This window comes from Cellulomonas sp. Root485 (assembly GCF_001426705.1).
In the GTDB taxonomy this organism is placed as follows: domain Bacteria; phylum Actinomycetota; class Actinomycetes; order Actinomycetales; family Cellulomonadaceae; genus Cellulomonas.
Genome location: NZ_LMFC01000001.1, coordinates 973,956 through 1,000,159, shown reverse-complemented (window position 1 = coordinate 1,000,159; position 26,204 = coordinate 973,956). Strand labels below are relative to the sequence as shown.

The window sequence follows — 26,204 nt, the reverse complement described above, 5'->3', positions numbered from 1 at the left end:
TGGCGTCCGCGGCTGGGTGTCGCGGACGGGTGGACCGCGGCGGAGACCGCCACGGTGTGAGCAGAGGTTGAGCAGCCAGGCTACCGGTCGGGAGCCGAACGCGTTTTGACAACGGTTCTCGTCTAACTGAGAATGATCGTCATGTCCATCGCGCGCCGCCACCTCGCCGTCCTTGCTGCTCTCCCCCTGGTGCTGACCGGTTGCGCGAGCGCGTCGGGGACTGCGGGCTCAGCCGACGGGGCCGTACAAGTCATGGCGTCCTTCTACCCGCTCCAGTTCGTCGCCGAGCAGGTGGGCGGCGATCGGGTCAGCGTGCAGTCGATGACCCCGCCCGGCGCCGAGCCGCACGACGTCGAGCTCTCCCCCGCGCAGGTCTCGCGCATCGACACCGCGGACCTCGTCGTGTACCTGTCCGGCTTCCAGGCCGCGGTCGACGACGCGATCGCGCAGACCTCCCCGGCGCACGTGGTCGACGCCGCGAGCGACACGACGTTGATGTCGCCCGCTGAGGAGCACCACGAGGACGAGACGGAGGCGGAGCACGAGGAGCACGAGCACGGCGACCTCGACCCGCACTTCTGGCTGGACCCGAGCAGGGTGCCGTCGGTCGTGCAGGACGTCGCTGACACGCTCACCGAGCTCGACCCCGACGGCGCCGAGACGTTCGCGGCCAACGCGGCGGCGCTCACCCAGCGATTCGAGGACCTGGACGCCGCCTACGCCACGGGTCTTGCGCAGTGCGACTCCCGCACGTTCGTCACGACGCACGAGGCGTTCGGCTACCTGGCCGACCGCTACGACCTCGAGCAGGTCGGCATCTCCGGCGTCGATCCCGAGGCCGAGCCGTCGCCCGCCCGGCTCGCTGCCGTCGAGAAGATCGTCCGCGACGAGGGTGTGACGACGATCTTCTTCGAGACGCTGGTCAGCCCGAAGGTCGCGGAGACCCTGGCCGCCGACCTCGGCGTCGACACCGCGGTGCTGGACCCGATCGAGGGCCTGGCGGACCCCGACGCCGACTACTTCTCGATCGCCGAAGCCAACCTCGCCGCGCTGCGCGTGGCATTGTCCTGCTCGTGAGCACCCCCGTGATCGAGGCGACCGGCCTCGGCGTGACGCTCGGCGGCCAGCCGATCCTCGACGGCATCGACCTCGTCGTGCCCGCCGGTGAGGTGCTCGCGCTGCTCGGGGCCAACGGCTCCGGCAAGTCGACCCTGGTGCGCTCGCTGCTCGGTGTGGTGACCCGCACCGCCGGGGACGTGCGGCTGTTCGGCGCCCCGCTGGGCCCGTCGGCCCCCTGGGACCGCATCGGGTACGTGCCGCAGCGGCTGCCCGCCGCCGCGGGCGTCCCGGCGACCGCCTACGAGGTGGTCACGTCCGGGCTGCTGCACGGCCGGACCCTGCGACCGCCGCGCGGGCACAAGCGCCGCGCGCTCGCCGCGCTCGCCGACGTGGGCCTGGCCGACCGGGCGTCCCAGCGGGTGCAGGAGATGTCCGGCGGGCAGCAGCAGCGCGTCCTCATCGCCCGCGCCCTGGTCCGCGACCCCGACCTGCTGGTCCTCGACGAGCCCACGTCCGGCATCGACATCCCGACGCAGGCGACGTTCGTCGACACCGTCAGCCGCCTGCACGACGCGGGGACGACCGTGGTCGTGATCCTGCACGAGCTCGGCCCGTTCGCGCCCCTGATCGACCGCGCGGTCGTGCTGCGCCACGGCCGCGTCGCGCACGACGGCCCGCCGCCACGCGCCCGCGGCGAGCACGCCGGCCAGTGGCACGACCACACCCACGCCCACCCCGACCCGGAGCCGCCGCACACCGGCCCGTCGCTGTCCGTGGAGGTGAACCCGTGACCGCGTGGGACCAGGTCGTCGAGCTGCTCAGCTCGCCCCTCATGCAGCGCGCGCTCATCGCCGCTGTGCTCGTCGGCGCCGCCGCCCCGGTCGTCGGCACGTTCCTGGTTCAGCGCCGGATGGCGCTGCTCGGCGACGGCATCGGGCACGTCGCCCTCACCGGTGTCGCGCTCGGCTGGCTGGTCGGCAGCTGGGCCGGTCTGGTGCCGCAGGACACGCTCGCCCTGCCCGGCGCCGTCATCGCGGCGGTGGTCGGCTCGATCGTCATCGAGCTGGTGCGCGAGCGCGGCCGGACCAGCGGCGACCTCGCCCTCGCGCTCATGTTCTACGGCGGCATCGCGGGCGGTGTCCTGCTCATCAAGCTCGCCGGCGGTACCAACGCCAACCTGATCAGCTACTTGTTCGGCTCGATCTCGACGGTGTCCACCGCCGACCTGTGGTGGACGGTCGCCCTGGCCGTCCTCGTGCTCGGCGTCGGCGTCGGCCTGCGCACCGCCCTGTTCGCGGTCAGTCACGACGAGGAGTTCGCGCGGGCCAGCGGGCTGCCGGTCCGGCTGCTGTCGATGCTCGTCGCGACCATCGCCGCCCTCACCGTCACGATCGCGATGCGCGTGGTCGGCCTCCTGCTGGTCAGCGCGCTGATGATCGTGCCGGTGGCGATCGCGCAGCTGTTCGCGCGCTCGTTCAGCCGCACCATGACGCTGGCCAGTGTGATCGGAGTCGTCGTCAGCGTCGCCGGGCTGGTGCTCACGTACTGGCAGGACATCCCGCCCGGGGCGACGATCGTCGTCCTGGCGATCGGGGTGTACGCGGTCGCCGCCACCCTGCAGCCGGTCCTGCGCCGGCCCGCACCCCCGCAGGACCCGCACCCCGACATGGTTGACGACGTCCTGCTGGTCGACGACGTCGACGATGCTGACGAGGTGGCAGTTAGGCGACCCTCACCTACCACGTAGGATCAGGACGTGGACCCCCTCGACGCCTATCACCTCGGCAGCGTGCCGCTCGGCGTCGCCGTCGCCGGGCTGTTCGTGATCGTCATGGCCCGCTCGCACGGCACCTACTGGGCCGGCCGCGGCGTCGTCCGGGGCGCGCAGGCGGTGGACGAGAAGGAGGGTGCGCCCGGCTGGTGGCACGCCTCCGTCCGGCGGCTCGAGACCTGGACGGACAAGCAGAGCGCCCAGCGCGGGCTCGACCTCGTCCGGCGGTGGGGTCCTATCGCCGTCACGCTGGCGTACCTGACCGTCGGGCTGCAGACCGCGATCTTCGCCGCAGCCGGACTCGTGAAGATGCCGTACCTGCGCTTCGCGATCGCGTCGGTCCCCGGAGCGCTCGTGTGGGCCGTCGTCTGGGCGACCATCGGCTTCGGCGCCGTGTGGGGGGCCATCTCGCTCTTCGCGACCTCACCGTGGGCGCTCGCCGGGGCGGTGCTGCTCGTGCTCGTCGGGGTCGCCGTCGTGGTCCGCCGCCGGCTCCTGCGCCGAGCGGCGACGAGCGTTCAGGCCGAGGTCTGACCCGGCTTGTCCACCGCGCCGCCGTAGCGCCGGTCCCGCCGCGCGTACGTCTCGACCGCACGCCACAGGTGACGCCGGTCGACGTCGGGCCACGGCTCGTCGAGGAACACCAGCTCGGCGTACGCGGCCTGCCAGATCATGAAGTTCGACGTCCGCTGCTCGCCCGACGACCGCAGGAACAGGTCCACGTCGGGCAGGTCGGGCTCGTCGAGGTACCGCGCGAAGAGCTTCTCGTTGACCTTGTCCGGCTTCACGCGACCGGCGGCGACCTCGCGCGCGATCGCCTGCGCGGCGTCGGCGATCTCGGCACGGCCGCCGTAGTTCACGCACATCGTCAGGGTGACCGTCGAGTTCTGCTTGGTGAGCTCCTCGGCCGTCTCGAGCTCGGTGATGACCGAGCGCCACAGCCGCGGACGCCGGCCCGCCCAGCGGACGCGCACCCCCCAGGAGTTCATGAGGTCGCGCCGGCGGCGCAGCACGTCCCGGTTGAACCCCATGAGGAAGCGCACCTCGTCGGGCGAGCGTGACCAGTTCTCGGTGGAGAACGCGTACGCCGAGACGTACTCGACGCCCACCTCGATGGCACCGGCGACGACGTCGAGCAGCGACGCCTCCCCCGCGGCGTGACCGGCCGTCCGCGGCAGACCACGCGCGTTGGCCCACCGGCCGTTGCCGTCCATGACGACGGCGACGTGCCGTGGCACGAACTCCTTCGGGATCGCGGGAGCGCGTTCGCCGCTGGGGTGCGGCGGGGGTGGGACCGGCATTCAGACCCTCTCGACCATCGGGAGCGAGCGCAGCTGGCGCTCGAGGTGGAACTGGCAGAACGCGGCGACCAGGCCGTTGCCCTCGCCGCGGTGCCGCTCGGCGCTCGCGTCGGCGACGGCCCAGTCTCCCGCAAGCAGCGCGGCCAGGAGCGCGAACGTCTCCGGTGCGGGCGCGGCTGCACCGGGCGGCCGGCACGCCCGGCAGACGGCACCGCCCGAGGCCACCGCGAACGCGGAGTGCGGTCCGGGCTCGCCGCAGCGCGCGCAGTCGGTGAAGCTGGGCGCCCACCCGGCGACGGAGAGCGCGCGCAGCAGGTACGAGTCGAGCACCAGACCGGGCGCGTGGTCACGGCCCGCGAGCGCCTTCACCGCGCCGACCAGCAGCCAGTACTGCTGCAGGGAGGGTTCGTGCTCGGCCTCGACCAGCCGGTCCGCGGTCTCCAGCATGACCGTCCCGGCGGTGTAGAGCGTGTAGTCCTCGCAGATCCGTCGGCCGAACGGTCCCAGCGTCTCGGCCTGCGTGACGATGTCGAGGTTGCGCCCCGTGCTCAGCTGCAGGTCGACGTACATGAACGGCTCCAGTCGCGACCCGAACTTCGACGACGTGCGGCGGACCCCCTTGCCGACGGCACGGACCTTCCCGTGCGACCGGGTCAGGAGGGTGACGATGCGGTCGGCCTCCCCCAGCTTGTGGGTGCGCAGGACGATCGCCTCGTCGCGGTAGAGGCTCACTCGTCCATTGTCTCCCGCGCCGCCCACACCGATGCTCCGGGACACGCGTCCGGGAGGTGCGACCATCGGGCGTGCGGTGGCGACGAGCAGGTCTGGTGACGACGGCCGCGCTTGTCCTCGCCGCATGCGCACCCGCTGTGGACGTCGTGCCGCTGCCCGTCGGAGTCGCCGACTACCAGCTCGGCGAGGCGTACCGACCGGCCGAGGACGTCACCGTCGTCGTCCGCGACGCGACGGCGACCCCCGAGCCGGGCGTCTACTCGGTCTGCTACGTGAACGCGTTCCAGACCCAGCCCGGCGAGACCGTCGACCCCGCCCTCCTGCTGGCACCGGACCCCGCGTGGCCCGACGAGTACCTGCTCGACACCACGCGGCGCGGCGCCCTCGTCGAGCGGGTCGAGAAGGTGCTCGACCGGTGCGTCACCGCCGGGTTCGATGCCGTGGAGCTCGACAACCTCGACTCGTGGACCCGGTCCGGCGGGCAGCTGGACCGGCAGGACGCCCTCGCGATCGCCGAGGCCGTCGCCGACCTCGCGCACGCGCGCGGGCTGGCGGTCGGGCAGAAGAACACCCCCGAGCTCACGGCCGACGAGATCGCCGAGGTCGGGTTCGACTTCGCGGTCGCCGAGCAGTGCCACGAGTTCGACGAGTGCGCCGCCTACACGGACCCGTACGGCGACCAGGTGATCGCGGTCGAGTACAGCGGAACGATCGACGACATCTGCGCCGATCCGGACCGGCCGGCCATGACGAGCCTGCGCGACCGGGACCTCGTCGCCCCGGGATCGCCGGGGTACGTGTCCGGGCACTGCTGACCCGGGGAGGGGTGCGGGCGGGATCGCCGAGCGCGCCCCTCCCCGGGCACACCGACCGGCGGGGTGGCCGCCTGGTCGGTGGTTCTGGGGCGGGAGCGCTCAGCGCTCGTGCCGGTTGACCGCCGAGATGATCGCCTTGAGCGAGGCCGTCGTGATCGACGGGTCGATGCCGACGCCCCACAGGATCTCGTCGCCGATCGCGCACTCGACGTAGGCGGCCGCGGTGGCGTCGCCGCCCGCCGACAGCGCGTGCTCGGCGTAGTCCAGCACCGCGACGTCGACCCCGAGCGTCTTCACGGCCGCGACGAACGCCGCCACCGGACCGTTGCCGGAGCCCTGGAGCGTGCGCTGCACGCCACGGTCGACGAGGTCGACCTCCAGGGTGTCCGGCCCGTCCTCGACGCTGGTCCCGCGCGTGCCGCGCAGCGAGAACCGGCCCCACGGCGCGAACGGGCTGCCCGGCTCCACCGGCAGGTACTCGTCGTTGAAGATGTGCCACAGCTCGTCGGCCGTGACCTCGGTGCCGTGCTGGTCGGTGTGCCGCTGCACCACCTGGGAGAACTCGATCTGCAGCCGGCGCGGCAGGTCCAGGTCCTTCTCGGACTTCATCAGGTAGCTGATGCCGCCCTTACCGGACTGGGAGTTCACGCGGATGATCGCCTCGTACGAGCGCCCCACGTCCTTCGGGTCGATCGGCAGGTACGGGACCGCCCAGACGATGTCGTCGACCGTCTTGCCCTGCCGCTGCGCCGAGGCCTCCAGGGCGTCCAGGCCCTTCTTGATGGCGTCCTGGTGCGAGCCCGAGAACGCCGTGAACACCAGGTCCCCGCCGTACGGGTGCCGTTCGCCCACGGGCAGCTGGTTGCAGCGCTCGACGGTGCGGCGGATGTGGTCGATGTCGGAGAAGTCGAGCTGCGGGTCGACGCCCTGGCTGAACAGGTTCATGCCCAGGGTCACCAGGCAGACGTTCCCGGTGCGCTCGCCGTTGCCGAACAGGCAGCCCTCGATGCGGTCCGCACCGGCCAGGTAGCCCAGCTCCGCGGCGGCGACGGCCGTGCCGCGGTCGTTGTGCGGGTGCAGCGAGAGGACGACGCTCTCGCGGTAGCGCAGGTTGCGGCTCATCCACTCGATCGAGTCCGCGTACACGTTCGGCGTCGCCATCTCGACGGTCGCCGGCAGGTTGATGATCACCTTGCGGTCCGGCGTCGGCTCCAGGACCTCCAGCACCGCGTTGCAGACCCGCAGCGCGAACTCCAGCTCGGTGCCGGTGTAGGACTCGGGCGAGTACTCGTAGTAGACGTCGGTGTCCGGGACGAGCTCCTCGTACTTCCGGCAGAACCGGGCGCCCGACACCGCGATATCGACGATCCCGTCCTCGTCCGAGCGGAACACGACCTCGCGCTGCAGCGTGGACGTCGAGTTGTACAGGTGCACGATCGCCTGCTTGGCGCCCGCGATCGCCTCGTACGTCCGCTCGATCAGGTGCTCACGAGCCTGGGTCAGCACCTGGATGACGACGTCGTCCGGGATGCGGTCCTCCTCGATGAGCATCCGCACGAAGTCGAAGTCCGTCTGCGACGCCGACGGGAAGCCGACCTCGATCTCCTTGAACCCCATCTGCACCAGCAGCTCGAACATCTCGAGCTTGCGCGCGGGGTTCATGGGCTCGATCAGCGCCTGGTTCCCGTCACGCAGGTCGACCGCGCACCAGCGGGGTGCCTGGGTGACGCGGTTGTCGGGCCACCGACGGTCGGGCAGGTCCACCTGGATCTGCTCGTGGAACGGGCGGTACTTGTGCACCGGCATCGACGACGGCTGCTGTGCGCTCGTCTCCAGATAGGTCATGGTCTCTCGTCCTTCGGGCGGTTCGGCGGGGAGTCAGCCGGCACACACGACACCGCGACGAGGATGCGGCCTAGAGGGCCTCGTCGCGGCAGCGAAGAAGGAGGGTGACTGCGAGCACGAACTCACCGTACCCCGAACGACCGGACGTTCCGCAACCTCCCGGCCCGCCCGTCTCACCACAGACGTCTCACCGCAGCGCCACGAGGCGCGAGTCCCCCAGCGCGTACAGGTGCTGGCCCAGCCGCAGCGGCCGGGGAGCGTCTACGGGCAGCGGCGCGTCCCAGGCCGTCTCGCCGTCGTCGAGCCGGATGGCCGTGAGCGAGGGGCTCCCGCCAGCGGTCTCCCGCTCCACGACGAGGTGCTCGCCGTCCGTGAACGTGCGTCCCATCGCCGGCCCGAACGACCGGCGCCAGACCTGCTCACCGGTCCGCGCGTCGAGACCGACCAGCGCACCCGCCCCGCGCACGACGACGCGGCCGGCCACGTCCGCAGCCACCTCGGGTGCGGGTGTCAGCGCCCGCCACACGGCCTCGGACGATCCCGGCGCGTAGGCGCGCACCCGGCCGCCCAGCGGACCTCCGGTCAGGCCGCTCGCCGCGAACACGAGACCCGACGTGCCGTCGCTGACACCCGGCTCGACCAGCGAGCCGCGGACGGTGAACCACGGGTCCTGACGGCCGACCGACAGCTCGGAGAGGGCGTCGACCCCTGTCTCGCGCACCCGGAACCGGGTGCGCACGAGGGTCCCGTCGTCGAGCAGCCGCACCTGGTCGCTCACCGACGCACCCCGCGGACGCGGCAGCCGCTCTCCGGTGCGCGCATCCAGCAGCAACGTCACCTCGTTGCCGGTCGCCATCACGAGGTCGCCGGCGGCCACCAGGCTCACCCGGCTGCTGCCCGCCGACTGGAACGTCGACCAGCGCTGGGTCTCCCACCGCGCCTCACCCGTGGCCGGGTCGAGTCGGCGCACGGCGACCATCCCCCACGCGTAGGTCGCCACCACGAGGTCCGACCCCGACGGCGCGGTCGCCACCACCCAGCCGGGCACCTCGCTGCGGGACCGCACGTGCCCGTCGGCCGGATCGATGCGGAGCAGGACGGAGGCACCGGCCTCGGCGCCGGGAGCGTCGGGGCGGTCCGGGTCGTCCGGGACGAACCGCCGCGAGTCCGACGGCGCCTCCGGTCCGACCACGCACACGAGGTCGGCGCCGACGGGCCGGCACAGAACGGTCTCCGGGACCAGGTCGGCGTCGAGTGCCACCGACCACCTCGGAGAGCCCGCGACGACGTCCAGCCCGACGACGCGGCGCCCGGTCGGACCGGTCTGCGTCACGACGACCACGTCCCCGGCGAGCACCGGCGCGACCGAGCCGTCGACGGTCGCCGACCAGCGCTCGCGTGGCGCCGACCCGAGGGGTCGGACCGCCCCCGCGAACGGAGCGGCACCGAGCACCGCCTCGCGTTCGTGGCCGGCGACCCAGCGGGGAGTCCCGATCACGGCGGTCAGGACGACGGCGAGCGCTGCCGCGGCGGCGACAGCCGCCCGGGCGGGACGACGGCCGGCCCAGGTCCGCAGCCGGGCCACGGCGGAACGCAGCCGTTGCGGCCCCGAGGGGACACGATCGTCGTCCCCCGCGCCGCCCTCGTCGAGCGCCACCCGTTGCATCACCGGCCGCAGGGCGGAGGTCATGACGATCAGCCGTAGACGATCAGGTCGTTCTCGGTGCGGACGACGAGGTGGCCGCCGATCGGGTCGACGCTGCGCACCCCCTCGGGGAGCGGGACCGACCAGTACCGGACACCGTCCTGGAGCCCGAGGCCCCACAGCTCCGGCCGGCCGTCCGGCGACGTGCCGGGACCGAGGACGAGCGTGCCGTCGGAGACGGGGTTCCAGGTCAGGACGGCACCGGTGTCGACGTCCCAGATCATCGAGCCGTCGGTGACGTCCAGCACGCCGTAGCTGTCGGCACCGGCGACGACGAGGCGGTCCGAGACCAGGAGACGCGGGTCGAGCTGCGACGGGGTGCGCCACCTCTGTGCCCCCGTCGTCGCGTCCACCCCGGCCATCTGCGGGCCCTCGTCGACGACGATCGTCCCGGGCTCCGACCCATCGTCGGCCGACAGCTGCGCGGGCAGCGCCTGGACGGCGAAGAGCTCGGTCCCGTCGACGTCGTGGACGTGGCCTCCGCCGGCGGGAGCCCACGTCGCGAACCGCTCACCGAGCGCCGCGACCTGGAGGCCGCCGAACCGCGGTCCGGTCATGAGCGTGCTGCCGTCCTCGACGTCGAGGACGATCGTCGCCCCACCCTCGAGCACGATCAGCGGGTCGAGGACGCGCATCGTCGCCGCGACACTGATCACGGGGTCGTTCATCACGACGGGGGTGACGATGGACCACACCACGTCGCCGGTCCGGGCGTCACGCCTCTGCACCGTCATCCGGCCGTCGGCGTCGAGGGTCCCGACGAGGAGGTCGTCCTCGACCCGGTCGAACGCGACGAGAGTCCCGCGGAGCTGCCAGTCGCCGAGCCGTTCGCCGTCCCGCGCCGACAGCGGCACCACCGAGACCCGGGGCGGTTCCTGGATCGACGCGTCGTCGGAGTAGAGCACCGGCGGGTGCCGGACGAGGCAGACGACGAGGTCGCCGACGTCGCTGCGCAGGGGCGGGCAGACCGCCGCCGTCGCCTCGAACCCTGCGGTCGACACGGGCACGAGGTCGACCGCCCACCGCTGCGTGCCGGACACCGCGTCGTGCGAGGTCACCGTCCAGGCCCTCTCGCCCTCCGCGAGCACGACAAGAGCGCCGTCGGCCGCGAGCACGGTACCGGGCAGCAGCGCCGCGCGGGCCTCCCACAGCGGCTCGGGTGCAGCGTCGAGGGGACGGACGAGGCCGGGCACCGCGGCGATGCGGGCAACGAACGCGCGGTCCCGCGCGGAGGCCACGACGCCGGACACGACCACGACGACGAGCACCACGGCCGCAGCGACGGGCCACCACCGGCGCAGGACGTCTGCGCCGGTACGAGGCGGCTCGACGGGGGTGACGGGGTCCTGGGGCGGCGGGTTGTCCGCCAGGCGCGACCGGTCGGCCGCGGTCGGGGCGTCCTCGACCTCGACGAGCTGCATCCGTGCAGCGGGGCGTCGGTCCGCCATGATCCGACCCTAGGCCATCGGGTCGTTCCCGGGCGCGCGGATCAGCCGGAGGGAGCAGTCCCCGAACGTCACCGTCGACCCCACCCGGAGGCGCACCTGCTGGTCCACCCGGCACACCACCTGCGCGCCGTCGGGCAGCGTCACGACCGTGCCGTTCGTCGACCCGCGGTCGGCGATCCAGACCCCGCCGGGCTCGACCCCGATCTGGAGGTGGGTCTTGGAGACGGAACGCGCCGGGTCGACGACGCGCACGAGCTGGACGTCCGCGTCCGACGCGGGGTTGCGGCCGACCAGCGCCGTCCGGGCGATCGTGATGTGCTGCCCGTCGCCCAGCTCGATCTCCGCGGCCCGGGGATCGACAACGACGGGGGTGACCGGCGCGGCGGCCAGGTCGTGGCGCGGGCCCGCGGGACGGGTCAGCTCCAGCTCCGGGGCGAGGCCGTAGCTGAGCCCGACCTGCCGCACGACAGGGGTCGCGCGCGTGTCCAGGTCAGGCCCGCTGCGCTGCGGTGCGAGGGGCGCGAGGACCAGCGCGGCCGGCCGCGACTCGTCGAAGAGGAGATCGAGCAGGGCCGTGCCCTCTGCGGACATCCCGGGCTCGGCGACGGCCCATCCCGGGACGCTGACCGGTCGGCGTCCGGCAGGCTGCGGCGCCGGCTCGGTGCGCCGCACCCGCGGCGGCACGACCACCGGAACCTGCTGCGCGCGGACGCGCAGCACCTCGTCCCGCGCCGCCAGGTCCTGCCAGCCACGCCGTCGTCCCGTCCGGTCGAAGGCCGGCGACGCGAGGACGACGAGGAGCCCGACGCCGAGCGCGAGGGCGCCTGCGGCGATCACGGCGGAGCGCACCAGCACCCGGAGCAGCCCGATGGGGGTGCGCGACTCGACGTCCAGCGTGCGGATCCCGACCGCGCGCCGTCCCACCGTCCACCCCGACCGCCCGTGCGCCACCCACTGGGCCACCGACACCACGAGGACCGACACGGAGCCGACCAGCACCAGAGCACCACCGCCCCGCGCGAGGCCCAGGACCAGGACCCCGCCACCGAGAACGAGCAGGAGCGCGAGGTCGATCAGGCCGGCGCAGAAGCGCCGGGACATCGTGGCGGGCGCCGAGTCCTCCCCGGCGGCGTGGGGAGCGTGTCCGTGTCGTGTCATGACGTGCCCTTCGGGCGGCGGTTGCGGTGGTTCTTCAGCGAGGCGGTGGACACCCGGGCCCGCACACGCCGGCGCCAGCCGACGCTGCGCGTCATCGCGTCGACCGTCTGCTGGACGTCTGCCCAGTATGCGGTGGCGTGGGCCCCGCTCGGCTCACCCGCGCTGAACACGGCGTGGTCCGCCGCGCGCGCGAGCGCACCGACCCGGGTGGCGACGAGCGTGCCACCGGGAGCGTCGGCGAACGACGCCGCGAGCGCGAGCGCGGACTCGTTGCGCGTCGCCAGGGCACCCGCTGGTCGGCGCAGGTCGCGAGCGGTGTCCAGCACCTCGTCCCAGCCGCCCGCCACGCGCGCCACCGGGTCGGGGCTGCGGCGCCGACGGCGCCGCCGCCGGGCCTTGAGCGCGACGATGACCAGGAGCGGCGACGCGAGCAGCAGCACGGGGATCGCGGCGATGCCTGCTGCCCGGGCGATCCGCCAGAACAGCGCGCTGCCGTCCTCGCCGTCGTCCGGGTCGTCGGTCTGGGGCTGCTCGGTGTCCTCGTCGGGCGGCGTGACCGCACCGGGAGGCGGCGGCGGAGGCTGCACGACCTGCGGGTTCGGCTCGGAGGGCTTCTCCTGGTCCTCCTCCTGGGGCGTCTGCTCCGGCGGCGGGGTCGGGTCGAACGGCACCCACCCGTAGCCCTGGAACGCGACCTCGACCCACGCCTGGACGTCCGCGCCGGTGACCTCGACGGGGTCGTCGCCGCCACCCGGCTCCGGGACGAACCCCAGCACGACCCGCGCCGGCAGCCCCATCTCGCGCACCATCAGCGCCATCGCCGCGGCGTACTGCTCGCCGTCGCCGACCATGAGGTCGCCGCCGAGCAGCGCCGTGATCCGGTCCGCGCCGTGCCCGGACAGCGACTCCGTGCCCGAGACCTGCATGCCGTGGCTGAAGAAGCCTTCCTCGGCGAGCCACGTCTCCAGCGCGGCGCTGATCTGCACCGGGCTGCCCGCGTCGCGTGCCACGTCCGCGGCTGTCACCGTGGCGACGTCCGGCACCCCGGTGAGCGCAGGCTGGGCGATGTCGGACTCGGGAGCGCTGCCCACCTCCGTCGCAGCCGGGACGCGCGGCACGACGACGTCGATGCCGTACGAGAGGCCCTCGTGGACGCCCCCGGTGAGCACGGCACCGCCGGTCGCGTCGTTGTAGCGCAGGTCGCTCGCCGCGTCGGCGTCGGCGATGTCGAAGCTCGTGGCCTGACCGACCGTCGGGAGCCACACGCCGGCCAGCTCGTCGACGGTGAACTCGACGTGCGCCCGGTCACCCCGCACGGTCGTGTCGATCTGCGAGCCGACCCGCCGGAACTCGCCGGACGCCTGCGCGGACCCGTCGCCCGCCACGTTCCACACGACGCCGTCGTACCGGTCCATCGTCGCCAGCCGGACGCGCGCCCCCTCGGGCAGCCCGGCCACGGTGAACAGCGGGGCGTCCTCCTTCACGAACTCCCGGAAGGCGGACAGCGGGCTGGGGTAGTCACGCGGGTCGAACGGAGGAACCAGCTCGTCGCGCACGACGAGCCGGTCGGTCGCGCCGACCACGGCCGGGGCGCCGACGACGGCCGCCCCGACCGCCACCGCCACGAGCGCGCCGGTGGCGACTACGCGACGGGCGCGCAGCACCCCGGCACGCCACGCCGCCCACGGCAGCAGGACGACCACGAGCAGGACACCGGTGAGGACCGGGTCGACGATCGGGCGACGGGTGCCGAGCACGATCGTCGCGATCGTCACCGCCACGGGCACGAGAGCGGCGGACGCGGCCGCAGCGCCGGTCCGAGCGCGCAGGGCGACCGACACGGCGAGGCACGACCCGACGAGCGCCAGCAGGTAGGCCGCGACCAGCAGCGTGCCCTCCGACCCGACGGGCGGCTGGAGCGTCAGCACCTGCTTCCAGGTCGACGCGGCGCCGCGCGCGAGCGCCACAGCGGTCTGCGGGGTGGGCACCACCCCGGCGACCGTGGTCGACGGGGCGGCCAGCGCTCCGCCTGCCAGCACGAACACCACGACGACCGCCGCGACGACCGTGATCGCGGACCAGCGTCGGGCTGCACCCAGCAGCGCGACGCTCGTGCCGAGCAGCAGCCCGCCCGCCAGCGCGGGCAGGGCCGTCAGGCCGCCGTACACCTCGAGGAGCGGCGTCAGGGCCAGGGCCAGGGTCCCGACGAGGCAGCCGACGTCGACGGCCGCGCGGGCGGCCGGTCGCGGGGTCATGCGGTCACCCGCCGGAGCAGGCGCGGGAGGTCGTCCAGCCGGCCGATGGTCGCGAGGCTCAGGGACCCCTGCGTGCGGACCGACACGTCGGCGCCCCGCTCGCACCGCAGGACGACGGTCCGCGTCCCGGCGGTCACGTGCCGGGCGCCGAGCCGCAGGTCGGTGTCGCCGGGCACCGAGCCGGTGACGAGCATCGCCACCGACGCCTCCGGTGCCTCGCGCACGACGCGGCGCCCCAGCAGGGTCACCCCCGCACCGACGCTCGACAGCGCGATGGCGGAGCAGTCGTCGAGCAGGAGCGGGGGCGTCTCGGCGCGGAGCTTGCCCGGCCCGGCGAGCACCACGAGGTCACGCTCCTCGCGGATCGTCTGGACCCCGACGGAGGCGACGACCGACACCGCGAGCTCCAGCTCGTCGTCGTCGGCGTAGTCCCGCGGGTCGGTGGCCAGGGCGAGCGCGGTCGTGGTGCGCCGGGTGTCCTCGAACTGCTTGACCATGAGGCTTCCGCGACGCGCCGTCGTGCGCCAGTGGATGTACCGGCGGTCGTCACCCGCGACGTAGTCGCGCAGGGCGTGGAACGACAGGTCCGAGTCGGACAGGTCGCGTGTCGCCTGGCCCTCCAGGTCGCGCAGGAGGCCCGCGCTCGCACCCGCGAGCGACACGAGGAGCGGGTGCACGAACACCTCGGTGGGCCGCGTCCACCGCACGCTGCGCCGCACGAGCCCGAACGGGTCGCCGCGGACGGAACGCACCGGGCCGACCACGATCACCGCGCGGCGCGTGGTCGGGATCGCGAACAGCTCGTCGTGGCCCGCGCCGGGAGCGAGGCCCGGGACAGCGAGCTCCGCGACGACCGCACCGACGGGCAGCTCGATCCGGGACGGTAGCGACCGGCGGCGCGCGACGTTGCGCACCTCGAGGCGGCCGAGCGCGCGCTCCCCCACCTTCACGCGGCGGTCCGCCATGTCGAGCGTGACGGCGTAGCGAGCACGACCGACGGTCATCAGCATCGACACCACGAGCACGGCCGTCAGCGCAGCACCGACCGCGGCGAGCTCCAGCCACCCGAACCACCGGCCCAGCACGAGGCCGAGGGCCGCCACGGCGAGCGCCCCCCACCCGACCGGTGAGATCCGTAGACCCACGATCAGCCCACCCGTACGGCCGGCGGTGCCGTCGTCTCGAGGATCCGGCCCAGGATCTCGATCGCGGTCACGCCCGCGAACTCCGCCTCCGTGTCGAGCAGCAGGCGGTGCGCCAGGACCGGCTGGGCCAGGTCCTTCACGTCGTCCGGGATGACGTACTCGCGACCGGCCGCGGCCGCCCACACCTTGGCCGTGCGGACGAGCGCCAGACCACCGCGCACGCTCGCCCCGATGGCGGTCTGGGAGTCGTCCCGCGTCGCCTCCGTGAGCCGGGCGACGTAGTCGAGCACGACCTCGTCGATGTGCACGGTCTGCGCGAGGTCCGCCATGGTGCCGACCGCCTGCGTGGTGATCCGCGGGGTCAGGTTCGTGGTGCGGTCCTTCGCGCCGGCCAGGATCTCGATGGTCGACGCACGGTCCGGGTAGCCCAGGGACGTCTTGATGAGGAACCGGTCCAGCTGGGCCTCCGGCAGGCGGTACGTGCCCGCCTGCTCGATGGGGTTCTGCGTCGCGATCACCATGAACGGCCGACCCACCGGGTGCGTGACGCCGTCGACCGTGATCTGCCCCTCCTCCATGACCTCCAGGAGGGCGGCCTGGGTCTTCGGCGACGCGCGGTTGATCTCGTCGGCGAGGACGACGGACGCGAAGATCGGGCCCGGGTGGAACTCGAACCGGTGCGTGCTCTGGTCGTAGATCGTCACGCCCGTGACGTCCGAGGGCAGCAGGTCCGGCGTGAACTGGATCCGGTGGTGGCTGCCCTGCACCGTCGCGGCGAGCGCCTTGGCCAGCGACGTCTTGCCGGTGCCGGGTGCGTCCTCGAGCAGCAGGTGCCCCTCGGCGACCATGGCCGTGAGCGCCAGGCGGACCGTGTGCTCCTTGCCGAGCAGCGCCAGGCCGACGTTGGACACGAGCGCGTCGAACGTCTCCGCGAACCAGATGCTCTGCTCGGGGGTCATCGGGGGCTTCTCCTTCGGTGTCGGGGCGCGCGGCCCCTCGGGTGCAGGTGGGTCATGGGCCGACCGTGTAGGTCTTCGATGCGGGCGGCCCGCCGCCGAGGTCGTTGCTGGGGGTCACCGTGACCGTCACGGTGTTACCGGGCACGGGCGCAGGCAGCCCGAGGTCGGCGAGGTCCTTCTCCGCCGTCGTCGCGCCGCCGGTGTTCGCGCAGCCCTGGGCGGGGCCGCCGTTGACCGCCCAGCACACGCGGTAGTCGTCGACGCCGAGGCCGCCGTCGTTCGCCGGCGGTGACCAGACCACGGAGACGTGCGTCGGGAGCGTCGCGTCGTCCGGCGTGATCGTCAGGTTCTGGACGATGCTCGGTGGCTGGCCCCACGACACGTCCATCGACGCGTCGTCGGCAGCGGAACCGAGCCCGGTGCTGGCGGTCACGGTCGCCGTCACCCGCGCGCCGGTGAACGGCAGGCGCCAGCCCGAGACGTCGATCGTCGCGGTGGTCCCGCTGAACGTCCCGGACGCACGGTCGGCGCCGCGTTCGCCGGCCAGCGTCCACGTGTAGGTCACCGTGCCGCCGCCGCCGTTGCTCACCTCGGGGCCACGGCCGACCGTGATCTCGGTGGGCCGGCCGCCGGTGCCGTTGCCGGTCACCGCGACCGACGCGGTGGGCGTGCCCGGCGGGGTGGTGGCCGTCGCCGTGGCGGGGCCGCTCCATCCGCTGGACCCTGCACCGTTCACCGCGCGCACCTGGTAGGTGTAGCTCGCACCACCCGTGAGGTTCTCGAACGTCCAGGACGACCGGTTCCCCACGTCGAGCTCGCCACCGTCCGGCAGGCGGACGACGTAGGACTGGATCGGGGTGCCGTTGTCGTCGGCCCCGGACCAGCGCACCTCGATCCGACCGGCCCCTGCGATCGCGACGGCGGTCACGGACGTCGGTGCGGTCGGGAGCCCGAACGTCGACGCCGTGGTGGTGCCGACCTCGCCCCAGCCGGCCTTGTTCTTGGCACGCACCGAGACCCGGTACGGGTACTTGGTCTGCGCCTGGTCGAACGTCAGCTGCTGGGTGCCCGCGGCGACCGGGTAGGTGTCACCGCCGGGACCGTCGACGACGACCTCGTACTGAGCGACCGCGTCGCCGTTGTCGACCGGCGCGGTCCACGTGATCGCGATGACGCGGCCGAGCGTCGAGTCGGTGGGCGTCGCGGTCACCGTCGGTGCCTCCGGCGCGCGCGCCGGGACCATCGGTGCGGACGACGGCGACCAGGCGCCCGGGTCCGGCGCCTTGTTGTGCGCGCGGACGCGGACCGAGTAGGCCGTGCCGTTCTTCAGGCCGGTGAACGTGTAGCTCGTCGTCGGGGACGTGACCGAGGCCGGCCCTGCCGGCGGCGCTGGGGAGATCTCGAGCGTGTAGCTGGAGATCGGCGAGCCCGTCGATGCCGGCGCCGCCCACGTCGCCCGGACCGAGCCGTCGCCGAACTCCAGCGTGGGCGCCGCCGGCGCGTCCGGGACCGCGTCGGGCCTCGCCGGCGCGGACGGGCTGCTCGGCTCCGACCAGTCGACCTCGTTCTGCGCGGCGACCGTGAACGTGTACTCGACGTCGTTGGTGAGGCCGTCGATCGTGCAGGTGGTGCTCGCGCACTGCCGCACGAGGTTGCCCGGGCTCGCGACCACGCGGTAGCCGGTGATGGGCGCGCCGCGGTTGTCCGGCGCGTCCCAGGACAGCACGACCGTCCGGTCCCGCACCTCGCCGATCCGCGGTGCGGTCGGTGTGGCGGGCTTGCCGCGCACGACGACGGTGACGCGCCCCTCGACCTCGCGGTCCGGGTCGCCCGTGACGTCCCGGACCCGGAACCGCGTGACCATCTGGCCGATAAAGCCCTCGGCCGGTCGCACGCTCACGGTGCTCGAGGTGGCGCCGGCCGTGCCTGCCCCGGGTGTCTCGACGGTCGCGCCGACCACCGTCATCGGGTCGGGCGCGAAGGGGTTGAACGCCCCCTCCAGCACGTCGACCGTGCTCTGCCGGCCTTCGACGCCGTCGATCGTGCGATCGACCACGCGCACGGTCGGCCGCGTGCTCGCGATGACGCGCACGTCGACGGCCGTCTCGAACGAGCCGGTGCGGCCGTAGCCGACCCGGACGGCCAGCGACTCGGTCCGGCCCTTCGGCGTGGTCGCGTCGGCCGCGATGCTCAGCACGCCGTCGTTGATGGCACCCGAGAAGCCGGCCGGGATCGCGGAGACGAGCGTGTACGCGTAGCGACCGTCCGTCGGGTTCGCCCCCTCCGGTCCCGTCGTGAAGGACCTGAGGTCCACCGCGAGGGCGGGCTCCCCGGGGGCCACGTCGATGGTCGACGGCTCGAACGTCGGGGGGTAGTCGTCGACGGCGTACACGGTGATCTGGAGCGTGATGACGGACGTCCGCGCGGAGGTGTCGCCCGGGGCGGACGCGTCCGTGACGGGGACCGTGATCGACGCCGGTCCCGCGTACCCGGGGGCGGACGTGAACTGGAGCGTCTCGTCGTCCACGATCGGGCTCGTGCCGTCCGACCGCGTGGCGGACACGCCCAGGGGGTCGGCGATCCGCGCCGTGCGGCCCGGGGCCACCTGGACCTGCTCGCCCAGCGGGACGACGAGGCGCTCCCCCGATGCCACGCGCAGCTCGGGTGCCTTCGGGCGGGGCACCGGCCGGAAGAACCCGAGCGCCGGCACGGTGATGAACGCGTAGGACGCGACCGGACTGGTGCCGGTCCTGTTGGTGAGCAGGTAGGGCACCGTCTGGGCGTGGTCGACGAGGGTCACGACGACCTGGCCGCTCTCGCTGACCCGCGCGACGTCCGACTGCGACCCCGGCACGGAGACCTCGAGGTCGCTGAGCGGCCCGCTCGGGTTCTGCGCGACCGCGAGCACGTCGACGGAGACCTCGGTGCGGTCCAGCGTGTCGGTCGCGGGCACGACGATGTCGCGCGCGATGGGCGGCAGCACGGGGGCGTCCGAGGACACGGTCACCGTGAGGACCCCCGAGTCGCGGCCACCACGCTCGTTGGACGCGGTGTAGGCGATCTGGAGCACCCCGGGTTCGTCGGGGGCCTGCACGACGATCCGCCGGTTCTCGACCCTCGCGTCGATGCCCTCGGCCATCTGCAGGTCGGTCCCCAGGGTGAGCTCGCCGCCGCTGGAGTCGACGTCGTTCGCCAGCACCCGGACCTCCACCCGCTGGCCCGGCCGCACCGTCACCTCGTCGTCGCGTGCCACGACCGTGGCCGAGTCGGTGGGCCGCGGACTGATGCCGACGCGGATCGTGGCCACGGCACGCTGCCCCACCCAGTCCTCGACGGCGTAGGTGAACTCGTCGGTGCCGACCTCGTCGGGGAACGCCTGGTACTCGAGCCAGTCCGCGCCGGTCGCCGTCACGCGGCCGCGCAGGGCGGACGACGCGATGCCGAGCAGCGTCACGCCGTCGCCGTCGGGGTCGATCCCGACGAGCGGGACGTAGATGCGGACCGTGTCGCCCTGGAAGACCCGTGCCACCAGGTCCCGGGGCCGGGGCGGAGCCTTCGCGCTCGCGTCCGACGCGTGCACCCGGACGGTCACGGTGGCGGCGGTCAGGTTGCCGGTGGCGTCCTCCACCTCGAACGTGGCACGCGCGGTGAGGGGCTCGTCGGGTGCCTGGTAGCGCAGCACGTCCCCGGAGACGAACAGCAGCCCCTGCCCGCTGGCCAGGGGCTCGGCGAGCTGGGTCCGGAGCGTCAGGCGGTCGCCGTCGGGGTCGTACGCGTCGTCGAGCACCGGGATCGTCACGACGCCGCCGGTCCGGACGTCGACCTCGACGTTGGGCACCACCGGAGGCTGGGACGTCGCGGACGGCGGCACCGGGTGCACGACGATCTCCCCGATCGTGCTGTCCTGCCCGTTGGACACGGTGTAGCGCAGCGCCACCGGAGCGGTCAGCGTCCGTTCCGACGAGATCTGCACCAGGTGGTGCTCCAGGATGGCGACCCGAAGCCCCTCGGGTGCGTCGACCGACTGCAGGATCAGCACCTTGCCGGCGGGGTCGGTGTCGTTCTCCAGCGGGTCGAGCGTGACCTCACCGTCCGCCGGCAGGTACGCCTGGTCCCGGACCGCGATCGGCGGCTGGTCCGTCTCGGGCCAGACGAGCACGTCGACCCGCGCCAGGCCGGTGGCCTGCTGCGGCGGCGCCGACACGAGGAAGTTGACGTAGTAGCTGCCGGCGCGAGCGGCGCTGAACGTGAAGGTGCCCCCCTGCAGGTCCGTCGTGATCGTCGCGCCGACGACGTCCTCGACACCCGCGAGCCGAGGCGGCTCCGCCGACGAGCTGCGGACCGCGTCGAGCGGGTGGAGCGTGACGGGCTGGTCCACGTACGTCACGACGTGCACCGGGTCGATCTGCGGCGCGAGCGAGCCCGCGGGACGCACGTCGACGTCGAGCCGGCCCTCGGTCGTGGACGTCCCGTCCGACACGAGGAGGGTCACGCTCGTGCGGCCCAGCTGGGCGCCGTCCGCCCGGAACGTCACCGTGCCGTCCTGGCGGAACCGGACGGACCCCGAGGTCGGGTCCGCCGTGGCTCCGACGAGCACCAGGTCGTCGCCGTCGGGGTCCACGAAGTCCGCGAGGGCCTGGTGGTCGGCCTGCCCGCCCTGCTCGACCTGCAGCGCGCCGGTCCGGAGCTGGACCGGAGGCTCGTCGAGCGACCCGTCCCGTGCGGTGAGCACCACGCGCGCCGTGGACGGTGCGTTGGTGCCGCGGCCGTCGGTGATCGTGTACGTCAGCTCGGCGGTGCCGGTGGCGCCCTCGGCGACAGCCACCTGCAGCGAGCGTCCGCCGTAGATCGCCTCGATCCGGCCGAAGTCGGCGGGCAGGGGGTCGAACTCCGAGATGACGAGGATCCCGCAGTCGGACGACGAGTCGTTGTCGATCACCGGGAGGATCGTGGTCCGGCCGGGTCGCACGCCGAACTCGTCGTCGGCCGCGGTCGGCGGGGCCGACTCGGTGGAGCACTCGGTCACGAGGTCCTGGGTGGTGTCCGAGGCCTCGGTCTCCTCCGGGGCCTCGTCCGGCTGCTCCTCCGGCTCGATCTCCGTCCACTCCGGCACCCGCAGGTCCGTGTCCTGCAGGGGCATCCAGAGGCGGCCGCGCAGCGTGTCGTTCAGCACGACGACCTGCCGGTTCACCCGGAACTCGAGCACGTCCGCGGAGGACATCTCCTCGAGGTTCTTGATGGTGGCGTCCTCGCCGTCGCACAGCTGCAGGTAGGACCCGACGGCCGACGCCCACGCCCCGTGGGCGCACCGGCCGACCTGCACCGGCCTGGCGGGCACGCCCGAGCCGTCGGTCGGGTGCTCCACCACGGACCCGCCGTCGAGCGGGACCTCCAGCAGCGCCGTACGGCTGGCCACGAGCACGCGCGAGGCCTCCGGTCCCGGCTGCTGCAGGGCCAGTCCCTCGCCGTCGAGGTCCACCTCGCCCTCCAACGTCCGCACCGTGCCGCCCGACAGCACGACGGGTTCGTCGCCCACGGCGGTCAGCCGGCCGACCGGGCCGGCGCCCAGCGTCCCCAGCGGTGTGGCCCGCGCGGCGCCGTCCACGACGTCGACTCGGGTCACCGCACCGTCGTCGGGCGCCACCGCCAGGACGGCGCCGCTGCGCGCGACCACGGCGGCTCCGCCCTTCCCCAGCTCGACGTCCGGGGTGTCCGTCGCGATCCGCAGCGTGCCCAGGTCCGAGATCGGGCGGACCCAGACGTTCCCGTCGGGGTCCACCACCGAGACGACGCCTGCCGCCATCGACACGACCGCACCCGGCACGGCGACCTGGGCAGCCAGGGTGACCGACGCGGGGTCGACGACCGCGACCGAGCCCGGCTCGACCAGCAGCACGTCTCCGGCGTCCTGCAGGACGTCGAACGTGCTCCCCGCCGCCGAGAGGCCGCCGTTGAGCTCCTCGACCTGCGCGTTGTAGCGGCCCAGCTGCAGCTTGCTCGTCGCGGTCAGCCACACGCCACCGTCGTTCAGGTCCAGGCGGGCGAGCGGGAAGCCCTGGTCGAGCAGCGCGAGCACCAGCACGAGCACAGGGACCGTGACGACGGCCGCCGCCGTGGTCGCCCGCGACCGTACCGAGCCCCACCTCACGACGTGCACCCCTGCGCCGGCTCAGCCGACGTGCTGCGGTCGGCGCGCACGATCGAGACCTCGATGCAGACCTGTGCCGTGGCCGCCTGGTCGGCGGGGACGGTCACCCTGGCGGTGTCGATCGGCGCAAGGGTGGGTTCGCCCGTGGCCTGCAGGACGCCCCACACGTAGCGGTCGCCCTCCTGAGGCTCCGGGTTGTCCCACGTGAACACCACAGACCCGTCCGCCTGCCGGGTGCCCTGCAGCCCGGACGGCGACGGGACGGGGTCGGTGATGCCCGTCGGCGCAGCGTCCTGGGTGAAGTCCGCGGTCGCCGTCGGACCGTCACCGGCCGATCCGGAGTCCCGTAGCGCCGCAGCACCGATCGCCACGACCGCCGCGAGCACGACCAGCCCCGACACCACACCGGCCACCATGCGCGACCGTCCACGCTGGACCGTCTCGGGCTCGGCCTCGACGACCTCCGCGGGCGCGACGAACACCGGACCGGGACGAGCGGTCGCGGGCTCGGGCGCGACGTAGGTCACTCCGCGCAGGCGCGTCGCCTCGTCCGCACCCGGCGGCGCCGGCGCCTCGGGCGCGGGCACCACGGGAACCAGGGGGACGGTGACGATCGAGCGCAGCCGGGTCGCGTCCTCGCGGTCCCCGTCCGTCGACGGCGCCGGCGCGTCCAGCTCGGGCCCGGCGTCGGGCGCGTCCATGAGGTCGAGCGGGGTGATCGGCAGCCGGAGGTCCGCCTCGACCTGCTGGAGGGCGCGCGCGACGGCCGCCGCGGAGGCGAACCGGCGGGTCGGGTGCTTGGCCATGGCGCGCTCGAGCAGCTCCTGCAGGGCCGGGGGCACGTCGTCGCGGCCGGTCAGCGGCAGCGGTGCCCGCTCGATCCGGGCGACCAGCTGCTGCGCGGTGTTCTGCCCCCCGGCGATCTCGAACGGGGTCCGCCCGGCGAGCAGCGAGTAGATCGTCGCCGCCAACGAGTAGACGTCCGACCGCTCGTCGCCCGTCGGGTGCTCGCCCAGCAGCTCCGGCGGTGACCACGGGATCGACATGCCGACCGTCGCACCCGCTCCGTGACCCGTCGTCGCGGCGATGCCGAAGTCGGTGAGCGCCGGCCACCCGAAGTCGGTGGTGAGCACGTTCGCGGGCTTGATGTCCCGGTGCAGGATCCCGGCGCGGTGCGCCGTCTCGACGGCCGACGCCAGCCGGATGCCGATCCGCAGCGCCTCCGCGACCGAGATGCGCTCCTGCCGGTACCGCTCCGCCAGACCGGGCCGGGAGCAGTACTCCATCACCAGGAACGGGCGTCCGTCGGCCGCGATCGCCGCGTGGTAGATCGTGACGATCGACGGGTGGTGCGACAGCTGGGCCATGAGGTTGGCCTCCTGCTGGAACCGGCCCCGCACCTCGTCGTCGAGGCTGCCCGCGAGCAGCACCTTGACCGCCACCTCACGCCGCGGAAGCTCCTGCTGGTACAGGAAGACGTCCGCGAAGCCTCCGAGGCCGAGGACCCGGAGGTACTCGTAGCCCGGCAGGCGTGGCGGCGTCGACGCTTCGCGGCGTGCGGTCACGAACCCCGCTCCACCGAGAACGTCACGCCGTCGCCGAGGTCGACGATCTCGTCGACGCCGACCACGCTGGGCTCCCCCGGGTGCAGCCGTCGCGCACCCTCGCCGTGCCGGGACACGTGGATGCCGTTCGTCGAGTCCAGGTCCGTCACGACGACGTGCTCGCCCTCGACCCGCACCTCGGCGTGCGTGCGGGAGATGTCCTGCTGCGGGCTCGGCACCGTGATCAGGCGCGGCAGCTCGCGGTTGGTCACCCGGGCGACCTGCGGGGCGCGACCCAGCAGCACGGCGCGGTCGAGCGGCACGACGAGCCCCGTCGAGAGCACGAGGCGCGCCGGGGGGCCAGCGACCGCGGGGGTCCGGAACGGGCCGGGGAGCTCGTCCGAGGCCCACGAGGGCAGCTGCTCGCGGATCTCGGCGAGGTCCGTGGACAGGATGGTCAGGCCGTCGTGGTCGTCCAGGGACGCGCCACCGACCGGCAGCGGCGCGACCGCGGCGTCGGTCGCGCCGGGCTGGTACTGCGAGGTGAGGATCGACTCAGCCGCTGCGACGACGCCCGACGGGTCCTGAGGGGAGCCCTCGGCCTCGGTGTCCGCCTCCGTGTCGGTGTCCTCGTCGTGCGCGTCCTCGGTGAGCGGGACCAGCTCGACCTCGGTGGGCTCGTCCCACGAGACGGAGTCGACGATCGCGGGGACCGGCGACGACACCGGCGCGTGCACGGAGGTGTCCCACGGGACGGCGTCGACGATCTCGGAGGTCAGGGAGGCGTCCTCGGTGAGCTCCTCGTCCACGACCGCGGTCTCGGCCGGCTCGTCCATGCCGGCCTCGTCGGCGACGGCCTCGTCGTCGGCCTCGGCCACGGGCGCCACGCCGACCGGGTTCGTCGCGGGCGCGGTCGTCGACACCCCCTCGGGGACGTCACGAGCGGTCAGCGCGAGCCGGACCCGGGACGCGGCGGCGACCCCGTCGGCGAGCGGGAGGCTCGGCGCACCGGCCGGTGCACCGTCCGCCTGCACCACGACGTCGGCCACCCCGTCGAGCACCCGCTCGGTCCACGTGCTCACCTCACCCGAGCGCCACACGTCCTCCCGGCCGTCCACGTCGACGACGACCTCGACGTCACCGCGCAGGGCGGCGTGCACCCGCCGACCGTCGACGGAGACGACGGCGAACGGCGGCAGACCGCCGAACCCGTCGCGCGCGAGCAGGGCCAGCGCCGCGAACACACCCTCGCCGCTGTCCTGCCAGAGCGCGCGGACGGTGGACTCGGCGGTACCGGCGCCGAGCAGCGCCACGAACCCCGGTCGCACCACGGCCGTCCACTCGCCGGCGGAGTACTCGGGCACGCTCATGACGGGAGCTCCTCGTTCGATGGGTTCGGGTCCGGCGTGCCCGGTCCGGTGGCCGGCACGCGCGGGATCGGCTTGGTGGCCGTCCGGGCGCGGCGCGGGACCGTCACGCCGTTGAGCATCTCGTCCCACACGTAGGGACCGAGCTCCGCCCCGGTGCGGGGCACGGTGATGTGGACGTCGTCGTGCGCACCGGCGGAGGTGGCGACGTCGACGACGACCGCGCTCACGTTGTCCCGGGCGCCGTGCTCGAGCGCGAGCCGGACGAGGAGCGCGGCGGCGTCCTGCGGGTCGGCCGTCTCGGCCAGCACGCGTGCCAGGTCCTCGTCGGCCACCTCGCGCGTGAGGCCGTCGGTGCAGATCAGCAGCCGGTCGTTGAGGCCGGCGGGCAGCAGCCAGTACTCGGGCTCCGGCGGGTCCCCCGTGCCGAGGGCGCGCGTCAGGACGTGCCGCTCCGGGTGGGTCGCGGCCTCGGTCTGGTCGATCTCGCCGAGGTCCAGCAGCTCCTGCACCACCGAGTGGTCCACGCTCACCTGGTCGAGGACTCCTGCGGACCAGAGGTACACGCGCGAGTCGCCGACGTTGAAGACGAGCCAGTAGGAGCCGCCCTCGTGCTCGGTCACCGCGACCCCGGCGACGGTCGTGCCGCCCTGGCGTCCGCCGGTGAACTCGGCACGGATCCGGGCGGCGGTCCGGTCGAAGCACGCGTGCACGTCGTCGGCCGTCGCCGCGGCCTGCCCGGCGAGCTGCGCGAACTCCTCGACGGCGATGCGGCTCGCGAGGTCACCCGCGTCGTGGCCGCCCATGCCGTCCGCCACGAGGAAGACCGGCGGGTAGGCAAGGAGAGCGTCCTCGTTGACCTCGCGGACGAGGCCACGGTCGGTCGCCGAACCCCACGACGTACGCACGCGACCCCCTTGTCCTGGGAACGGTCCTGGCTGTCCGTTCAGAT

Annotated in this window: 18 protein-coding genes; 5 read left to right on the top strand and 13 right to left on the bottom strand. The window is 73.8% G+C overall.

What is annotated here, in order from left to right; translation table 11 throughout:
• Positions 1-141 precede the first annotated feature (141 nt).
• Genes ASD16_RS04585 through ASD16_RS04570 form a run of 4 tightly spaced genes read left to right on the top strand, consistent with a single transcriptional unit; the run spans position 142 to position 3,364 of the window.
• A complete protein-coding gene (locus tag ASD16_RS04585; protein ID WP_055915708.1) occupies positions 142-1,077 on the top strand; it encodes a metal ABC transporter substrate-binding protein in 936 nt (311 codons plus the stop codon).
• Positions 1,074-1,850: a metal ABC transporter ATP-binding protein gene (locus ASD16_RS04580; protein ID WP_055913404.1), complete on the top strand. Its 777-nt coding sequence runs from the start codon at positions 1,074-1,076 to the stop codon at positions 1,848-1,850. The genes ASD16_RS04585 and ASD16_RS04580 overlap by 4 nt, the downstream gene beginning before the upstream one ends.
• A 41-nt stretch (positions 1,851-1,891) precedes the next feature.
• Positions 1,892-2,806, top strand: a complete 915-nt coding sequence (locus tag ASD16_RS04575) for a metal ABC transporter permease (RefSeq protein ID WP_200942899.1) — start codon at positions 1,892-1,894, stop codon at positions 2,804-2,806.
• A 9-nt stretch (positions 2,807-2,815) separates the two neighbouring features.
• A complete protein-coding gene (locus ASD16_RS04570; RefSeq protein ID WP_055913398.1) occupies positions 2,816-3,364 on the top strand; it encodes a DedA family protein in 549 nt (182 codons plus the stop codon).
• Here ASD16_RS04570 and ASD16_RS04565 read toward each other — a convergent pair.
• Positions 3,349-4,131, bottom strand: a complete 783-nt coding sequence (locus tag ASD16_RS04565) for an isoprenyl transferase (RefSeq protein ID WP_055913395.1) — start codon at positions 4,129-4,131, stop codon at positions 3,349-3,351. The two genes, ASD16_RS04570 and ASD16_RS04565, sit on opposite strands and share 16 nt — an antisense overlap.
• Positions 4,132-4,863 carry a DNA repair protein RecO gene (gene recO / locus ASD16_RS04560; protein WP_055913392.1) on the bottom strand — a complete coding sequence of 244 codons (732 nt, stop codon included), beginning with the start codon at positions 4,861-4,863 and terminating at the stop codon, positions 4,132-4,134.
• Between the two features lie 95 nt (positions 4,864-4,958).
• On the opposite strand from recO, the gene ASD16_RS04555 reads away from it, so the two are divergent.
• Entirely contained in the window at positions 4,959-5,678 is a 720-nt protein-coding gene (locus ASD16_RS04555) for an endo alpha-1,4 polygalactosaminidase (RefSeq protein WP_235523106.1), read from the top strand.
• 99 nt (positions 5,679-5,777) lie between these two features.
• Here the strand turns inward: ASD16_RS04555 and leuA are convergent, their stop codons facing one another.
• From leuA to ASD16_RS04500, 11 genes are all read right to left on the bottom strand, one after another.
• Positions 5,778-7,523 carry a 2-isopropylmalate synthase gene (gene leuA / locus ASD16_RS04550; RefSeq protein ID WP_055913389.1) on the bottom strand — a complete coding sequence of 582 codons (1,746 nt, stop codon included), beginning with the start codon at positions 7,521-7,523 and terminating at the stop codon, positions 5,778-5,780.
• 187 nt (positions 7,524-7,710) lie between these two features.
• Positions 7,711-9,213 carry a PQQ-binding-like beta-propeller repeat protein gene (locus ASD16_RS04545; RefSeq protein ID WP_055913386.1) on the bottom strand — a complete coding sequence of 501 codons (1,503 nt, stop codon included), beginning with the start codon at positions 9,211-9,213 and terminating at the stop codon, positions 7,711-7,713.
• Between the two features lie 5 nt (positions 9,214-9,218).
• The gene (locus ASD16_RS04540) at positions 9,219-10,676 is read right to left on the bottom strand and encodes a PQQ-binding-like beta-propeller repeat protein (protein ID WP_157453789.1); all 1,458 of its coding nucleotides are present in this window, start codon (positions 10,674-10,676) and stop codon (positions 9,219-9,221) included.
• Between the two features lie 9 nt (positions 10,677-10,685).
• Positions 10,686-11,834 carry an RDD family protein gene (locus ASD16_RS04535; RefSeq protein WP_082570588.1) on the bottom strand — a complete coding sequence of 383 codons (1,149 nt, stop codon included), beginning with the start codon at positions 11,832-11,834 and terminating at the stop codon, positions 10,686-10,688.
• Entirely contained in the window at positions 11,831-14,089 is a 2,259-nt protein-coding gene (locus ASD16_RS04530; protein ID WP_055913377.1) for a transglutaminase family protein, read from the bottom strand. Before ASD16_RS04530 ends, ASD16_RS04535 begins: the two co-directional genes overlap by 4 nt.
• Positions 14,086-15,234, bottom strand: a complete 1,149-nt coding sequence (locus tag ASD16_RS04525; RefSeq protein WP_055913374.1) for a DUF58 domain-containing protein — start codon at positions 15,232-15,234, stop codon at positions 14,086-14,088. The genes ASD16_RS04530 and ASD16_RS04525 overlap by 4 nt, the downstream gene beginning before the upstream one ends.
• Before the next feature lie 2 nt (positions 15,235-15,236).
• Positions 15,237-16,193: a MoxR family ATPase gene (locus ASD16_RS04520; protein WP_055913371.1), complete on the bottom strand. Its 957-nt coding sequence runs from the start codon at positions 16,191-16,193 to the stop codon at positions 15,237-15,239.
• A 52-nt stretch (positions 16,194-16,245) separates the two neighbouring features.
• On the bottom strand, positions 16,246-22,341 hold the full coding sequence (locus ASD16_RS04515) for a fibronectin type III domain-containing protein (protein ID WP_055915704.1): 6,096 nt from the start codon (positions 22,339-22,341) through the stop codon (positions 16,246-16,248).
• Positions 22,338-23,906, bottom strand: coding sequence for a serine/threonine-protein kinase (locus ASD16_RS04510; protein ID WP_055913368.1), 1,569 nt, complete (start codon positions 23,904-23,906; stop codon positions 22,338-22,340). The genes ASD16_RS04515 and ASD16_RS04510 overlap by 4 nt, the downstream gene beginning before the upstream one ends.
• The gene (locus tag ASD16_RS04505) at positions 23,903-25,255 is read right to left on the bottom strand and encodes an FHA domain-containing protein (RefSeq protein ID WP_055913365.1); all 1,353 of its coding nucleotides are present in this window, start codon (positions 25,253-25,255) and stop codon (positions 23,903-23,905) included. The genes ASD16_RS04510 and ASD16_RS04505 overlap by 4 nt, the downstream gene beginning before the upstream one ends.
• Positions 25,252-26,160, bottom strand: coding sequence for a PP2C family serine/threonine-protein phosphatase (locus ASD16_RS04500; protein WP_055913362.1), 909 nt, complete (start codon positions 26,158-26,160; stop codon positions 25,252-25,254). Before ASD16_RS04500 ends, ASD16_RS04505 begins: the two co-directional genes overlap by 4 nt.
• Positions 26,161-26,204: the final 44 nt, after the last annotated feature.

Coding starts and splice junctions, on each gene's coding strand:
- ASD16_RS04585 (WP_055915708.1), top strand. CDS start 142: ATGTCCATCGCGCGCCGCCACCTCGCCGTCCTTGCTGCTCTCCCCCTG.
- ASD16_RS04575 (WP_200942899.1), top strand. CDS start 1,892: ATGCAGCGCGCGCTCATCGCCGCTGTGCTCGTCGGCGCCGCCGCCCCG.
- ASD16_RS04565 (WP_055913395.1), bottom strand. CDS start 4,131: ATGCCGGTCCCACCCCCGCCGCACCCCAGCGGCGAACGCGCTCCCGCG.
- leuA (WP_055913389.1), bottom strand. CDS start 7,523: ATGACCTATCTGGAGACGAGCGCACAGCAGCCGTCGTCGATGCCGGTG.
- ASD16_RS04545 (WP_055913386.1), bottom strand. CDS start 9,213: ATGACCTCCGCCCTGCGGCCGGTGATGCAACGGGTGGCGCTCGACGAG.
- ASD16_RS04540 (WP_157453789.1), bottom strand. CDS start 10,676: ATGGCGGACCGACGCCCCGCTGCACGGATGCAGCTCGTCGAGGTCGAG.
- ASD16_RS04535 (WP_082570588.1), bottom strand. CDS start 11,834: ATGACACGACACGGACACGCTCCCCACGCCGCCGGGGAGGACTCGGCG.
- ASD16_RS04530 (WP_055913377.1), bottom strand. CDS start 14,089: ATGACCCCGCGACCGGCCGCCCGCGCGGCCGTCGACGTCGGCTGCCTC.
- ASD16_RS04520 (WP_055913371.1), bottom strand. CDS start 16,193: ATGACCCCCGAGCAGAGCATCTGGTTCGCGGAGACGTTCGACGCGCTC.
- ASD16_RS04505 (WP_055913365.1), bottom strand. CDS start 25,255: ATGAGCGTGCCCGAGTACTCCGCCGGCGAGTGGACGGCCGTGGTGCGA.